General features: G+C 72.6%; 15 protein-coding genes. 10 read left to right on the top strand and 5 right to left on the bottom strand.

Annotation, left to right across the window (positions count from 1 at the left end):
• The first annotated feature begins 7 nt into the window (after nucleotides 1-7).
• A complete protein-coding gene (locus E5082_RS11630; RefSeq protein WP_190045248.1) occupies nucleotides 8-610 on the top strand; it encodes a ScbR family autoregulator-binding transcription factor in 603 nt (200 codons plus the stop codon).
• Here E5082_RS11630 and E5082_RS11625 read toward each other — a convergent pair.
• Nucleotides 573-1835 carry a cytochrome P450 family protein gene (locus E5082_RS11625; RefSeq protein WP_135791159.1) on the bottom strand — a complete coding sequence of 421 codons (1263 nt, stop codon included), beginning with the start codon at nucleotides 1833-1835 and terminating at the stop codon, nucleotides 573-575. The two genes, E5082_RS11630 and E5082_RS11625, sit on opposite strands and share 38 nt — an antisense overlap.
• Before the next feature lie 58 nt (nucleotides 1836-1893).
• Nucleotides 1894-2283: a VOC family protein gene (locus E5082_RS11620; protein ID WP_135791158.1), complete on the bottom strand. Its 390-nt coding sequence runs from the start codon at nucleotides 2281-2283 to the stop codon at nucleotides 1894-1896.
• A 71-nt stretch (nucleotides 2284-2354) separates the two neighbouring features.
• Here E5082_RS11620 and E5082_RS11615 point away from each other — a divergent pair, with 71 nt between their 5' ends.
• From E5082_RS11615 to E5082_RS11585, 7 genes are all read left to right on the top strand, one after another.
• The gene (locus tag E5082_RS11615) at nucleotides 2355-3119 is read left to right on the top strand and encodes a HipA family kinase (protein ID WP_135791157.1); all 765 of its coding nucleotides are present in this window, start codon (nucleotides 2355-2357) and stop codon (nucleotides 3117-3119) included.
• Entirely contained in the window at nucleotides 3116-3565 is a 450-nt protein-coding gene (locus tag E5082_RS11610; RefSeq protein WP_135791156.1) for a DUF3037 domain-containing protein, read from the top strand. The genes E5082_RS11615 and E5082_RS11610 overlap by 4 nt, the downstream gene beginning before the upstream one ends.
• 144 nt (nucleotides 3566-3709) lie before the next feature.
• On the top strand, nucleotides 3710-4471 hold the full coding sequence (gene fabG / locus E5082_RS11605) for a 3-oxoacyl-ACP reductase FabG (RefSeq protein ID WP_135791155.1): 762 nt from the start codon (nucleotides 3710-3712) through the stop codon (nucleotides 4469-4471).
• 35 nt (nucleotides 4472-4506) lie between these two features.
• The gene (locus tag E5082_RS11600) at nucleotides 4507-5268 is read left to right on the top strand and encodes an SDR family oxidoreductase (protein WP_135791154.1); all 762 of its coding nucleotides are present in this window, start codon (nucleotides 4507-4509) and stop codon (nucleotides 5266-5268) included.
• A 197-nt stretch (nucleotides 5269-5465) separates the two neighbouring features.
• Complete coding sequence (locus tag E5082_RS11595; protein WP_135791153.1) at nucleotides 5466-7055, top strand: ABC transporter substrate-binding protein; 1590 nt, start codon at nucleotides 5466-5468, stop codon at nucleotides 7053-7055.
• Nucleotides 7056-7137: 82 nt separating this feature from the next.
• Nucleotides 7138-7821, top strand: a complete 684-nt coding sequence (ung, locus tag E5082_RS11590; RefSeq protein ID WP_135791152.1) for a uracil-DNA glycosylase — start codon at nucleotides 7138-7140, stop codon at nucleotides 7819-7821.
• 125 nt (nucleotides 7822-7946) lie between these two features.
• Nucleotides 7947-8468: a hypothetical protein gene (locus E5082_RS11585; RefSeq protein ID WP_135791244.1), complete on the top strand. Its 522-nt coding sequence runs from the start codon at nucleotides 7947-7949 to the stop codon at nucleotides 8466-8468.
• On the opposite strand, the gene E5082_RS11580 is transcribed toward E5082_RS11585, so the two are convergent.
• Nucleotides 8465-8842 (bottom strand): hypothetical protein, encoded by a 378-nt coding sequence (locus E5082_RS11580; protein WP_229918798.1) that lies wholly within the window; start codon nucleotides 8840-8842, stop codon nucleotides 8465-8467. The two genes, E5082_RS11585 and E5082_RS11580, sit on opposite strands and share 4 nt — an antisense overlap.
• A 286-nt stretch (nucleotides 8843-9128) precedes the next feature.
• Here E5082_RS11580 and E5082_RS11575 point away from each other — a divergent pair, with 286 nt between their 5' ends.
• Nucleotides 9129-10040 carry a Gfo/Idh/MocA family protein gene (locus E5082_RS11575; RefSeq protein ID WP_135791151.1) on the top strand — a complete coding sequence of 304 codons (912 nt, stop codon included), beginning with the start codon at nucleotides 9129-9131 and terminating at the stop codon, nucleotides 10038-10040.
• Here the strand turns inward: E5082_RS11575 and lnt are convergent.
• Nucleotides 9958-11529 (bottom strand): apolipoprotein N-acyltransferase, encoded by a 1572-nt coding sequence (lnt, locus tag E5082_RS11570; protein WP_135791150.1) that lies wholly within the window; start codon nucleotides 11527-11529, stop codon nucleotides 9958-9960. The genes E5082_RS11575 and lnt overlap by 83 nt on opposite strands.
• Before the next feature lie 127 nt (nucleotides 11530-11656).
• A complete protein-coding gene (locus E5082_RS11565) occupies nucleotides 11657-12970 on the bottom strand; it encodes a vanadium-dependent haloperoxidase (RefSeq protein WP_190045247.1) in 1314 nt (437 codons plus the stop codon).
• Nucleotides 12971-13308: 338 nt separating this feature from the next.
• Between E5082_RS11565 and E5082_RS11560 the strand changes: the two genes are divergently transcribed.
• The gene (locus E5082_RS11560; RefSeq protein ID WP_135791149.1) at nucleotides 13309-13968 is read left to right on the top strand and encodes an HAD family hydrolase; all 660 of its coding nucleotides are present in this window, start codon (nucleotides 13309-13311) and stop codon (nucleotides 13966-13968) included.
• Nucleotides 13969-13972 lie beyond the last annotated feature (4 nt).

Here is a 13972-nt window from a genome sequence, read left to right as displayed (position 1 = left end):
AGCGAGGGTGGACGGGACGTTGCAGGAACGCGCCAGGGCAACGCGCCGATCACTCCTGGAGGCGGCTGCCTCCCTCTTCGCCGAACGCGGGTACGCGGGCACCAGCGTCAACGACATAAGCAGCAGGTCGGGACGGACGAGCGGCGCCGTGTACTTCCACTACGCGAGCAAGGAGGGCATCGCCCTCGCCGTCGTCCGGGATCGTTTCGCCACCTGGCCCGAACTCACCGCCCGCTACACGAACGACACGGTCCCGCCGATGGACCGGCTCGTCGCGCTGAGCTACGACATCGCCAAGGCTCTCGCCGAGGACCCCGTGACCCGTGGGGGCGCCAGGCTGTGGGCCGAGCGCGAGGTCATCAACGCCACGCTCCCCGACCCCTTCGCCCTCTGGACCGCCGCCACCACCCGCCTGCTGGCCCAGGCGCGGGCCACCGGCCACCTGGCCCCGCACATCCGGCCCGCCCCCACCGCCCGCGCCCTGGTGCGCGCCTTCTTCGGCCTCTGCTCGCTGACCGAGGCGCTGGAGGGCACCGCCACCATCACCGCCCGCCTGGCCGAGTGGTGGCACCTCACCCTGCCGTCCCTCCAGGCCGCACCCGACCGCTGAGGCGGACCGGCAACTCCCGCACGCTGTTGCCGACGAAGCCGGCGTGACGCGGCAGGTCCGCCTCCGGCACGGCGAGCTCGAGGTCCGGGAAGCGGGCGAACAGCCGCTCCAGCGCGACCGTCGCCTCCAGCCGGGCCAGGGGAGCGCCCGCGCAGTAGTGGGCGCCGTGCCCCAGCGACAGACTGCGCACGGCGTCGGCGCGGGCCGGACGCGTGACATCGAAGCGGTCGGCGTCCTGGCCGTGCGCCGCCTTGTCGCGTCCGGCGGCGGAGTAGCCGGCCAGGACCGGAGTGCCCGCCGGGATCGTCGTACCGTCGACGTCGAGGTCCCGTACCGGATAGCGGAACGGGAAGTAGCTGACAGGGGAGTCCCAGCGCAGGGTCTCCTCCACCACGTCGGCCCAGCTGGCGGCCCCGGAACGGACCAGGCCGAGCTGGTCGCGGTGCGCGCACAGGGCCCGCACGGCGTTGGTGATCAGATTCAGGGTGGTCTCGTGCCCGGCCACGATCAGCAGCACCAGTGTGCCGATCAGCTCCTCCTGTCCGAGCCGGTCGCCGCCCTCGTCCCGGGCCGCGATGAGGGCGCTGGTCAGGTCGTCGCCGGGGTGCGCCGCCTTGCCCGCGGCTATCTCGCCCAGGACGGCGACGAGTTCGCGGTTGGCGGCCAGTGCCGCCTCCGGGCCGATGTCGGTCGCCACCACCTGATTGCTGAGCCGGTGCAGGCGGTCGCGGAACCGCTCGTCCACCCCGAGGAGTTCACAGATGACGCCCATCGGCAGCGGGAGCGCGAAGCGCTGCCGGAGGTCGACGACGCCGTCCGCCGCCGCGAGGCCGTCCAGCAGCGTTTCGGTCAACTCCTCGACGCGCGGCCGGAGTCCGTCCACCCGGCGCGGGGTGAAGGCCCGGCTGACCAGCGACCGCAGCCGCCGGTGGTCCGCCCCGTCGGCCGTGGTCATGCCGCGCACGGTGGCGAAGGTCAGCAGTGGCCAGCCCGGTGCGATCCGGCCCTCGTGCAGCGCCTTGAAGTGCCGTACGTCCTTGGCGACTTCGGGATGCTGGAGGAACTCACGCAGCGCGTCGTGGCCCAGCACGGCCATCCCCTCGATCCCGCCCGGCAGCTCGACGGGCGCCACCGCGCCGAGGGCCAGCAGCCGGGCGTTGTCGGCGTGCGGGCAGCCCCCGGCGGGGTTCAGGCGGTGCGGGACTGAGGAGGGCGACGTCTCCATGGTGCTCCTGACGGTCGTACGGCCGGGAGGGGGCGTCGCCGATCGTAGGGGCGGCGGGTCAGCCGAGGTAGTGGGCGCGGCCGTCGTCGTCCAGCTCGAAGGGGCCGTCGGGGATGACGCAGAACTCATTGCCCTCCGGGTCCGCCATCACCAGGAACCCGCCCTCGTCGTACTCCGTCAGCCGGTGCCCGCCCAGCGCCTCCACGCGCCGCTGCTCGGCGGCCGGGTCGGCGGCGGTGACGTCGAAGTGCATACGGTTCTTGCCCGACTTGGGGCCGTCGGCCCGCTGGAATCCGAGGCCCAGACCGTCCTCCCGCCGGAGCCAGACGTAGGGGCCCGTGCGGCCCACGACCGGCCTGCCGAGCAGCTCGGACCAGAACGCGGCGAGCCGCTCGGGGTCGTTGGCGTCGACGATGAGGGCGTTGATCCGCAGCGGAGTGTTCGTCATGCGCCGATCCTGCCAGGAGGCGCCGGAACAGGGGCCGGGGTGGGCCGTCGTAGGCGAGATAGCCTGGGCAAATGCTGACCGAAGTCACCGCCACCCGGTTCGTCACGCCCCTGCGTGAGGGCGGCTCGCTGCCGGGGCTCGTCGAGGCCGACGATCTCGGGCTCTACGTCCTGAAGTTCACCGGCGCCGGGCAGGGCCGCAAGACCCTGGTCGCCGAGGTCGTCTGCGGGGAACTCGCCCGGCGCCTCGGCTTCCGGGTGCCCGGCCTCGTGACCGTCGGGCTGGACCCCGTGCTCGGACTGGGGGAGCCCGAGCGGCAGGTGCAGGACCTGTTGCGCGCCAGCGGGGGTGTCAACCTCGGCATGGACTTCCTCTCCGGTGCCCTCGGCTACGACCCGCTCGCCTTCCCCGTCGACCCCGGAGAGGCGGGCCGGATCGTGTGGTTCGACGCGCTGGTCAACAACGTCGACCGCTCCTGGCGCAACCCCAACCTCCTGGTGCAAGGGGGTGGGCTGTGGCTCATCGACCACGGCGCCACCATGATCTGGCACCACAACTGGCCCTCCGTCGACGCCTCCGCCGCCCGGCCCTACGACGCGGCCGACCACGCCCTCGCCCGCTTCACCCCCGACGTCGGCGCCGCGGCGGCCGACCTGGCCCCCCTGGTCACCGAGGAGCTGCTCGCCGAGGTCACCGCCAGGATCCCGGACGCCTGGCTGGCCGGCGAACCCGGCTTCGGCACACCCGACGACCTGCGCCGTGCCTACGCGCGCCCGCTGCTCGCCCGCGCGGGCACCGTCCACGAACGCATCGAGGGCCTCAAGGAGAGCAAGTGAGCGAGCACCACATTCACATGGCCGGAAGTGTGGTCGAGCGCCACATCATCCGGAGCGGCCAGGGCGGCGACCGCGAGGTGTACGAGTACGCCCTGCTGCGGGTCGTCCCCCGCGTCGAGCGCGGCGAGCGGATCAACGCGGGCGTGATCGTCTACTGCCGCGCCCGCGGCTACGTCGGCGCCCGCACCCACCTGGACGAGGCCCGGCTGCTCGCACTCGACCCGGACGCGGACGTCGAAGGGGTGCGCGCCGCGCTCGGCGCCGTGGAGCGGATCTGCGCCGGTGGGGAGGACGCCGGGCAGGCGGCCGGTGACGACGCCGGGCGGCGATTCCGGTGGCTGATCGCGCCCCGTTCCACGGTGGTGCGGCCCGGCCCGGTGCACACCGGGCTGACCGCCGACCCGGTGGCCGAGACGGAGCGGCTGCTGGACCTCCTGGTGAGGTAATGGATCACACCGCCCGGTGTCCCGTTGACACCGGGTGCCAGGGCTTCTAGCGTCACGGGTGCTGAAGGTACTAAGCGGTCGCTCACCGCACGGCGGGTCCGGTCCGGACCGGCCGGGTTCTCTCAAGGGCGAGGAGAAGCAGCAATGTCCACCACTGAACAGCGGGTCGCGGTAGTAACCGGCGCGGCGCGCGGCATCGGCGCCGCCACCGCCGTCCGGCTGGCCGCCGAGGGTCACGCCGTCGCCGTCGTCGACCTGGACGAGGCCGCCTGCAAGGACACCGTCGAGAAGATCACCGCCGCGGGCGGCAAGGCCCTCGCGGTCGGCGCCGACGTCTCCGACGAGGCGCAGGTCGAGGCCGCCGTCGCGCGGATCGCGGAGGAGCTGGGCGCGCCCACCATCCTGGTCAACAACGCCGGGGTGCTCCGCGACAACCTGCTGTTCAAGATGAGCGTGTCCGACTGGGACACCGTGCTCGGCGTGCACCTGCGCGGCTCGTTCCTGATGACCAAGGCCGTGCAGAAGCACATGGTGGACGCGGGCTTCGGCCGGGTCGTCAACCTGTCCTCGTCCTCCGCGCTCGGCAACCGCGGCCAGGCCAACTACTCGGCCGCCAAGGCGGGTCTCCAGGGCTTCACCAAGACTCTCGCCATCGAGCTGGGCAAGTTCGGCATCACCGCCAACGCCGTCGCCCCCGGCTTCATCGCCACCGAGATGACCAAGGCCACGGCCGACCGCGTGGGCATGGGCTTCGACGACTTCAAGAAGGCCGCCGCCACCCAGATCCCGGTCCAGCGCGTCGGTGAGCCCGAGGACATCGCCAACGCCATCGCCTTCTTCACCGGCGAGGCGGCCGGATTCGTCTCCGGCCAGGTGCTGTACGTCGCGGGCGGACCGCTCGACTAGCCGGTCCGGACCCGAGAACCCTGGAGCACACGGACATGACTGAACTCCCCGCACTCTCCGGCAAGGCCGCGCTCGTCACGGGCGCCAGCCGGGGCATCGGCTACGGCGTCGCGGAGGCCCTGGTGGCACGCGGTGACCGCGTCGTCATCACCGGCCGCAACGAGGAGGCGCTGAAGGAGGCCGTCGAGCGGCTCGGTGCCGACCGCGTCATCGGCGTCGCCGGCAAGGCCCACGACCTCGCCCACCAGACCGAGGCCGTCGAACGCGCCATGGAGGCGTTCGGCCGCGTTGACTACCTGGTCAACAACGCGGGCACGAACCCGGTCTTCGGCCCCATCGCCGACGTCGACCTGGACGTGGCCCGCAAGGTCTTCGAGACGAACGTGATCTCGGCGCTCGGCTTCGCCCAGAAGACCTGGCACGCCTGGCAGCGGGAGAACGGCGGCGCGATCGTCAACATCGCCTCCGTCGCCGGCCTCGCGCCCTCGCCGTTCATCGGCGTGTACGGCGTGAGCAAGGCCGCGATGATCAACCTGACCCAGCAGCTCGCGCACGAGTTCGCGCCGAAGGTGCGGGTCAACGCGATCGCCCCGGCGGTCGTGAAGACCAAGTTCGCCGAGGCCCTGTACGAGGGCCGGGAGGAGGAGGCGGCCGCCTCCTACCCGCTCGGCCGGCTCGGCGTCCCCTCCGACATCGGTGGGGCCGCGGCCTTCCTCACCTCCGCGCAGTCCGACTGGGTCACCGGTCAGACGCTCGTCGTGGACGGCGGCATCTTCCTCAACGCCGGGGTGGGCTGACCCCGCCCGGCCCGCGCCGCCACGGGCGCCGTTCCCCCAAGGGGGAGCGGCGCCCGTACGCGTTCCCGGCGGATCCGCCGCATGACAACGTAGTCACTCGGAATTGATCAACAAGCCATGTTTCAGGGGAGGTTCGCTAGGTCCGGTGCTGCGGTATGGTCTGCCGACCTTGGTACGGCGGATCGAGGAGCGAGCGCGTGTTCAAGCGGAACAGAGTCCGGCGCAGGGTCGCGGCGGCCGTGTCCCTCACCTCCCTCATCACCCTGCTGCCCGGCTGCGGACTGCTCTCCGACGCCGGCCCGGACGACAGCAGCCCGATCGTGGTGGGGACGACCAGCGCGCCGAGCACCCTGGACCCGGCGGGCGCCTGGGACGGCTCCTGGGAACTGTTCCGCAACGTCTACCAGACCCTCCTGGCCTACCCGAACGGCGCGACCACCCCCCAGCCGGACGCCGCGGAGAGCTGTTCCTTCACCGACTCCACCAGCCGCACCTACCGCTGCAAGCTGCGTGCCGGGCTGAAGTTCGCCGACGGCCACCCGCTCGACGCCGAGGCCGTCCGGCACTCCATCGACCGCATCCGCACCATCAACGCCCCGAGCGGCCCCGCCGGACTGCTGGAGGGGCTGGACCGGGTGGAGACCAGGGGCGCGCGGGAGATCGTCTTCCACCTCAAGAGGCCCGACGCCACCTTCCCGTTCGTCCTCGCCACCCCGGCCATGTCCCTCGTCGACCCGCGCGAGTACCCCGCCAACTCGCTGCGCAAGGACGGCGACGTGCATGGCTCCGGCCCGTACCGCCTGGCGTCCTACGACGAGGGCAAGCGGGCCGTGCTGGTGCGCAACGACCAGTACGAGGGCTTCGCCGAGCGGGAGAACAAGGCGGTGACCATCCGGTACTTCCAGGACTCCGCCGCGATGGTCGAGGCGCTGCGCGACAAGAGCATCGACGTCACCTACCGCGGACTCGCCGCCAACGACATCCTCACCCTCCAGCGGCAGTCCCCGGCCGGGCTGCAACTGGTCGACGGCACCGGCACCGACATCAGCTACCTGGTGTTCAACCCCAAGGACCGCTGGGCCGGCAACGACGCCGTGCGCAAGGCCATAGCCCAGGTCGTGGACCGGGGTGCCATCGCGCACAAGGTGTACCGGGACACCGTCGAACCGCTGTACTCCATGGTCCCCAAGGGCCTGACCGGCCACGCCACCTCCTACTTCGACCACTTCGGCGAACCCAGCGCCGGCAAGGCCCGCACGATCCTCGCCGAGGCGGGCATCAGGCAGCGGGTCCCGCTCACCTTCTGGTACACCTCCGACCGCTACGGCTCCGAGACCGGCGTGATGTTCCGGGAGCTGAAGCGGCAACTGGAAGCCTCCGGGCTGTTCACCATCACCCTGCGCGCCCGCCCCTGGAAGACCTACGTCACCGGCTACCAGAAGGGGGAGTACCCGGTGTTCGGCCGGGGCTGGTTCCCGGACTTCCCCGACGCGGACAACTTCATCGCGCCCTTCGTCGGCGAGCACAACGCCCTCGGCACCCCCTACGTGAGCAAGAGGATCACCGGTGAGCTGCTGCCCCGGTCGCGGGCGCAGGGGGACCGGGCCCAGGTGGTGAAGGACCTGACGGCCGCCCAGCGGATCATGGTGGAGGACGCCCGGCTGATCCCGCTGTGGCAGGGACGCCAGTACATCGCCGCGAGTGAGGACATCTCCGGCGGCGAGCGTGCCCTCGACCCCTCGACGATCATGATGATGTGGGAGCTGAACCGGAAGACGAGCTGGTGAGCGGCCTGCCGTCGGCGTTGTCAGTGGTCGCCTGTAGGTTCTGAAGCCTTGGAAGTGACCGCCGATCGTTAGGGACACCGACGTGACCGACATCGCCATGCTGCCCGCGTCCTGGCAGAGCGTTCTGGGCGACGAGCTCCAGCAGCCCTATTTCAAGGAGCTGACGGAGTTCGTCGAGGAGGAGCGGGCGAAGGGTCCCGTCTACCCGCCGCGCGAGGAGGTCTTCGCGGCGCTGGACGCGACGCCGTACGACCAGGTCAAGGTGCTCGTGCTCGGCCAGGACCCGTACCACGGCGAGGGCCAGGGGCACGGGCTGTGCTTCTCGGTGCGGCCCGGTGTGAAGACCCCGCCGTCGCTGCGGAACATCTACAAGGAAATGCACGAGGAGCTGGGCCTGCCCGTCCCGGACAACGGCTATCTGATGCCCTGGGCCGAACAGGGCGTCCTGCTGCTGAACGCGGTGCTCACCGTGCGCTCCGGCGAGGCCAACTCGCACAAGGGCAAGGGCTGGGAGAAGTTCACGGACGCGGTGATCCGCGCGGTGGCCTCCCGTCCCGACCCGGCGGTGTTCGTGCTGTGGGGCAACTACGCCCAGAAGAAGCTGCCGCTGATCGACGAGACGCGGCACGTGGTCGTCAAGGGCGCGCATCCCTCGCCGCTGTCCGCGAAGAAGTTCTTCGGCTCGCGCCCCTTCACGCAGATCAACGAGGCCGTCGCCGCGCAGGGCCACGAGCCGATCGACTGGCGCATCCCCGACCTGGGCTGAGCGGGGACCGGCCAGGCGGTCTCACCGTTCCGTCCGGGGCCGCCTGCCCGGTATCGCCGCCGGCTGCGGTTAGCGTCATGGGCGGACGGCCGACGAGCGGCCGGGTGACGGGTCCGGAGGGCGCGGTGGCGGAGCGACAGGAGCAGACGGCGCCCGATGCCCTGCTCACCCGGATCGGGCAGATCGTGATGCTGCACCGCGGCGGCGACCGGGAGGAGGCCCGGCGCCGGCTGCTGGAGCTGTGGGCCGAGACGGCCGAGTCCGGTGACCCGCTGCACCGCTGCACCCTCGCCCACTACCTGGCCGACACCCAGGACGACCCGGCGGACGAACTCGCCTGGGACCTGAGGGCGTTGTCGGCGGCCGACGAGCTGACCGACGGCCGGCCCGGCGCCGACCCCGCCAGCGTGCGCGGCTTCTACCCGTCGCTGCACCTCAGCCTCGCGGCCGACTACCTCAAGCTGGACCGCGCCGACGCCGCCCGCACCCACCTCCGCCGCGCCCGCCGCGCGGCCGGCATCCTCCCCGACGACGGCTACGGCACGGCCGTCCGGGACGCGATCACCCGGCTGGAACTCCGCCTTCCCGACACCGGCCCCTCGGAGGGCGACGGCTGGGGGCCGCCGAGACAGCGGCCGACGCGCTAACGCCCGTACGCCTGCTCGCAGATCGTCGACTGCGGGCTGTTCTTGGGCCAGCCGCCGTACTTCTTGCCCAGCGCGCACACATTCGGGATCTGCGGCACCGCGCGGGGCGCGTGCGGGGTGTCGGCGCGTGGACGGTCCGGGTACGCCCGGCGCGGGGCGGGGGCGACGGGGGTGCGCCGGGGCTCGGGCGCGGCGGCGGGCGCCGAGCGGTGCGGCTTCGTGGCGCTGGGGGAAGGGCCGGTCCGGGTCAGCGCCTCCTGCCCCGGCTCCTCGTCCATGCGGGGCTGCGCGCTCCCGTCCGGCCGGGCCGCCGCCGCCCGCGAGGGCGGGCCGGCCGGCCCCGAAGCGGGCACCGCCGGCCCGTGCACGGTCATACACCCGGTCAGAGTCGTGACGGCCACCAGGAGGGCCGCGGCAGACGAAGTTCGATCCACCCGCCCACTCTGCGCACCCCCTCGCCCGCCTTCCACCACCGACGTGCCGCCATGCCCCGCACGAGTGATCTCTCACCCCGTGGGGAGGGCGTGGCGCGGACGCGGGGTGACGCCGCGCGGCCGTGGCCGTCCGCGCTGCCGCCGCAGTCCTCGTCGGCATCGCCCACTGGCGCCCGCCGTATGCTGCCGAGGACGGGAACGCGGGACAGCGGTAAGGAGTACACAGGTGAAGGTCGGCTGCATCGGACTCGGCGACATCGCGCGGAAGGCGTATCTGCCGGTCCTCGGCACACAGCCCGGACTCGACCTCCACCTCCAGACCCGCACCCCCGCCACCCTCGCCGCCGTGGCCGACTCGCTGCACCTGCCCGCCGGGCAGCGGCACGAGACGCTGGACTCGCTGCTGGACGCCGGGCTGGACGCGGCCTTCGTGCACGCGCCCACCGCCGTCCACCCGGAGATCGTCACCCGGCTCCTGGAAGCCGGCGTCCCCACGTACGTCGACAAGCCGCTCGCCTACGAACTCACCGACTCCCAGAAGCTGGTGGAGCTGGCCGAGCGCCAGGACGTGCCGCTCTTCGTGGGCTTCAACCGGCGTTACGCCCCCGCCTACGCGCAGGTCCTGGAGCACCCGCGCGACCTGATCCTGCTCCAGAAGAACCGGGTCGGCCTCCCCGAGGAACCGCGCTCGATGATCCTGGACGACTTCATCCACGTCGTCGACACCCTGCGCTTCCTGGTCCCCGGCCCGGTGGACGACGTCACGGTGCGGGTCCGTACCGAGGACGGGCTGCTTCACCACGTCGTGCTCCAGCTCTCCGGCGACGGGTTCACCGCACTCGGCGTGATGAACCGGCTCAGCGGCTCGGCCGAGGAGATCCTGGAGGTCTCCGGGCAGGACACCAAGCGCCAGGTGATCAACCTCGCCGAGGTGATCGACCACAAGGGCCAGCCCACCGTGCGCCGCCGGGGCGACTGGGTGCCGGTGTCCCGCCAGCGCGGCATCGAGGGCGCCGTCCTCACCTTCCTCGACGCCGTCCGCGCGGGCGAACCGGTCAGCGCACGGGACGCGCTGGCGACTCACGAGCTGTGCGAGCGCGTGGTACGAGCGGCTCAGGCCCCGTCCGGCGCGGCCTGAGCGTCCGCACGCCCTCCGTCACACCGAGCACCGCCAGCACCAGCAGCGCACCGTCCACCGGCCAGTCGCCGTGCCGTACGTACGGGGTGACGCCGTGCGCCAGCGGTACGTCGTACACGTGGGCGGCGCTCGCGCCGGTGCCGAGCCGGGGGCCGACGCGTTCGCCGTCCGGGCCGTAGACGGCCGAGACGCCGGTCAGGGTGGCGTGCACCATCGGGCGGCCGGTCTCGGCGGCCCGCAGCGCGGCCAGCGAGGCGTGCTGTTCGGGGGCCCAGCTGTGCTGGAAGGAGGAGGTGGCGGACTGGCCGAGGAGTATGTCGGCGCCGTCCTCGGTGAGGTGGCGGCCCATGTCGGGGAACGCGGTCTCGAAGCAGATCAGCGGGCCTGTCCTCAGGCGCCCGGCGTCCATCACGACCTGCTCCGTCCCCCGGTGCCGGTCCTCGCCCGCCGCCTTGCCGACCGAGGTGGCCCAGCCGAGCAGGGCGCGGGCCGGTATGTACTCGCCGAACGGGACCAGCCGCATCTTGTCGTACCGGTCGCCGGTGGGGCCGTCCGGGCCGATCAGGACCGAACTCTTGTAGATGCCGGGACGATCCGAGCGGCGGGCGTCCACGTTCACCAGGATCTCGGCGCCGGTCTGCCGGGAGAGGGCGGCGATCTGGCGGGCCAGGTCGGCGCGGTCGCCGAGGTCGTGGCCGACGCTGCTCTCGCCCCAGACGATCAGGTCGACGTCCCGTCCCGCCAAGTGCCGGGTCAGCGTCTCCTCCCGCGCGAACCGCTGCTCCGGGCCGACGTACACACCCGGCTGGACCACCGCGATCCGCGCCCGCCCGTCCACGTCCGCGCGCGGGGCCCAGGCGTACGCGGCGCTCGTCGCGGCGGCGGTGGCGATCAGGGAGGCCATGGCGGGGACGCGGGAGCTGGGAACCGAAACCAGCACCACCAGCGCCACGTTGACGGCGACCACCAGGAAGCTCAGCAGCCACACCCCGCCCACCGAGGCCAGGCGCAGCGCCGGGCCGACCTGCCACTGGGTGGAGCCGAGCATGCCCCAGGGGCCGCCGAGACCCTGCCAGGAGCGGACCAGTTCCACCGCCAGCCACGCCGAGGGCAGGACCAGCAGGGCGGCCGAGGCGCGGGCGGGGGAGGGGGTGCCGCCCAGGAAGCGGCGCACCAGCCGGCCCCAGGGGGCCCACAGCGCGCCCAGCAGCGCGGCTATCAGGAAGATGAACACATGCAGGCTCGGCAGCAGCCAGTGGTGCACGGCCACCATGAACCCGAGCCCGCCGCACCAGCCGTCGAGCGCGGCCCGGCGTCCGGTCGGCGCGGTACGGGCCAGCGCGATCCACGGGACGAGGGCGACGTAGGCGAACCACCACAGCGCGGGCGCCGGGAACGCGAGTACGGGCAACGCGCCCGCGAGGACGGCGGCGCCGGAGCGGGGCCAGGGGGAGTCCAGTAGCCGGCCGAACGACCTCGTGCTCCTCATCCGGAGTCTCCCTCCCCAGGGCTCTCCACCCAGTGTGCGCGCCCCACGCGATCTACGACAGGGGATATCGGGTGGCACAGTGGGCTCCGGGTGGCCGGATCTCGTCCCCTGACCCCGGCTGTGTGGGTCAGTCGGTGTCGTCGCCGCACTCCGGCTCGGCGAGGCTGCCCTGCCGAGCCGCTCGGGTCGGCAGGGACGGCTGGGTGCCGTCCTTGGCGACCGGCTGGAAGTAGTGGTCCAGCGCCCAGGCGGCCACGCGGGTGCCGGCCCGGCAGCCGACCACATCCGCCGTGCGGGAGTGGACGCCGCCCCACACCCGCGCGTCGACGACGTCCCGGTCGAGGTCGTCGGCGGACCCGTAGAACCGCGTGGTGCCGGTGACCTCGGAGGGGACGTAGAGGTCGAGGTGCGAGGTGCGGAGGACGCCGGTCAGGGCGCGTGCCACGGCGGCGGCGACGGTCGTATGGCCGGCGATGTAGTCCGGGTGGGGTGGGGTGAGGAGCAGCGGCTCCCAGGCCGGGTCCGCCGTCGTCGCGGGGTTGCCGTCGGTGTCGGCGAGGCGGATGGCGGTGATCGGCCGCCAGGTGCCGTAGCGGAGCTTGGCGTCCCAGGCTGTGACGACGGCGTCGGTCGCCGACGCGTTCACCGCGGCGAACAGCCGGGCCGTCTCGGCGATGCCGAGCCGGTGCCGGGCGGCGTGGTCCCGTACGGCGATCTGGACCTGTTCGACCAGGTTGCCGCTGAAGAAGAGGGCGGTCTCGGTTTGCCGCGCGCTCCTGCCCGAGCCGGTCTTCACGCCCATGGTCTTCAGCTCCTGGACATCCTCGGCGTAAGCGGCCGAGGAGAGGGCGGGTGGCTCGCCGGGCCGGAACTGCTGCGGGGAGGTGAGCAGGAGGGGGCGGAGCCTGGCGAGCCAGGTGTCGATGAAGGGCTGGAACCCGGGCGGGGTGGGCCGCCAGACCCCCGGTGCCGGGGAAGCGGTGAACGGAACGTCCGCGAACCTGCCGTCCCCATCCCGGAGTTCGATGATGCGGGCGGCGGCGCGCTTTCCGTAGGCCACGCCCTGGTCTCTGGTATGACCGGCCGGAAGGGCGGCGAGCGAGTCCGCGTAGGCGGTGTCGAGCCGCTCCTTGAAGGCGGGGAAGTAGGTGAGCAGCACGTCGTGGGCCGCGGTGGCGGCGGCCGCCGCGGAGGATGCCTTCGCCGGACCGCGCTCGTGCCATTTGTACAGGTCGTAGCCGCCTTCGATCCCCACCACGGCGTTGTACACGGCGACGGAGACGAATCCCTGCCAGATCGCTGCCTGCCCGGAGGGGCGTGGGCCGAGGCTGGTCTTGATCGTGTCGGTCGCGATGGCGTTCCACTCGCGGACCACGGCTGCCGGGTCCGCCGGCGTCCGGGTGTGCGCGTCGGGGGGACTTGCCGCGCCGGTGAGCGTCACGAGGGCGATGGCCGCGACGGCACAGATGAATCCCCGGGCACGTGAACGCGGAGGAGCGGGAAGAGGGGGTTCTCGATACACGGCGTGCTCCCTGGAGTTGAGTGCCCAAGGGATAGCAACGCCCTACTGGGTGAGCAAGACAACTCGCCGCGAACCGGGCAGGTTCAGGGCGCCCTCGAACGCCTCACCGCCCGCTGCGGGGAGGTCACCGCCGGACAGCCCCCGCGTCCGCCCCGGGCACCGGCGAACCGCGCTGCCCTTGTCCGTGCCGGAGGGGCTGCTGACTCACCTGGGCGCGTAGATCACCGGGGCGGGATGCTCGCACTACCCTGGCGACCATGATTCGCGCTGCGGTCTTCGATGTCGGTGAGTGTCTGGTGGACGAGACGACGGAGTACGGCACCTGGGCCGACTGGCTGGGCGTACCCCGGCACACCTTCTCGGCGGCGTTCGGCGCGGTGGTGGCCCAAGGGCGGGATCACCGCGAGGTGTTCGAGGAGTTCCGGGCCGGCTTCGACCTCGCGGCGGAGCGGGAGCGGCGGGCCGACGCCGGGGTGCCGGAGGCGTTCGGCGAGTCCGACGTGTACGACGACGTACGCGACACCCTGGCCGCCCTCCGCGCGGACGGCCTCTGGCTCGGCATCGCCGGCAACCAGGAGGCCCACGCCGCCCGCCTCCTGCGCGAACTCTTCGCCACGGACGTCGACCTGATCGGCACCACGGCCGACTGGGGCACCGCCAAGCCCGACCCGGCCTTCTTCGCCCGCCTGACCTCCCTGGTCCCCGCGGAACCGGACGAGATCCTCTACGTGGGCGACCGTCTCGACAACGACATCCGCCCCGCGGCAGCCGCCGGCCTCCACACGGCTCTCCTCCACCGCGGCCCCTGGGCGAGACTGACCTGGCCCACCAAGGACGCCCACCGCCTCCCCCTGTTCCGCATCGAGAGTCTGCTGGAACTGTCGGGTCTGATCAGGGAGTTCAACCGCTCGGCATGAGGGG

It is taken from the genome of Streptomyces griseoluteus (assembly GCF_004784465.1).
In the GTDB taxonomy this organism is placed as follows: Bacteria; Actinomycetota; Actinomycetes; order Streptomycetales; family Streptomycetaceae; genus Streptomyces; species Streptomyces griseoluteus.
The sequence above is the reverse complement of the archived record's forward strand: the minus strand, read 5'-3'. Positions and strand labels throughout refer to the sequence as shown.

Coding starts and splice junctions, on each gene's coding strand:
- E5082_RS11580 (WP_229918798.1), bottom strand. CDS start 8,842: ATGACCGTGCACGGGCCGGCGGTGCCCGCTTCGGGGCCGGCCGGCCCG.
- E5082_RS11625 (WP_135791159.1), bottom strand. CDS start 1,835: ATGGAGACGTCGCCCTCCTCAGTCCCGCACCGCCTGAACCCCGCCGGG.
- E5082_RS11620 (WP_135791158.1), bottom strand. CDS start 2,283: ATGACGAACACTCCGCTGCGGATCAACGCCCTCATCGTCGACGCCAAC.
- fabG (WP_135791155.1), top strand. CDS start 3,710: ATGTCCACCACTGAACAGCGGGTCGCGGTAGTAACCGGCGCGGCGCGC.
- lnt (WP_135791150.1), bottom strand. CDS start 11,529: ATGAGGAGCACGAGGTCGTTCGGCCGGCTACTGGACTCCCCCTGGCCC.
- E5082_RS11600 (WP_135791154.1), top strand. CDS start 4,507: ATGACTGAACTCCCCGCACTCTCCGGCAAGGCCGCGCTCGTCACGGGC.
- E5082_RS11615 (WP_135791157.1), top strand. CDS start 2,355: ATGCTGACCGAAGTCACCGCCACCCGGTTCGTCACGCCCCTGCGTGAG.
- E5082_RS11560 (WP_135791149.1), top strand. CDS start 13,309: ATGATTCGCGCTGCGGTCTTCGATGTCGGTGAGTGTCTGGTGGACGAG.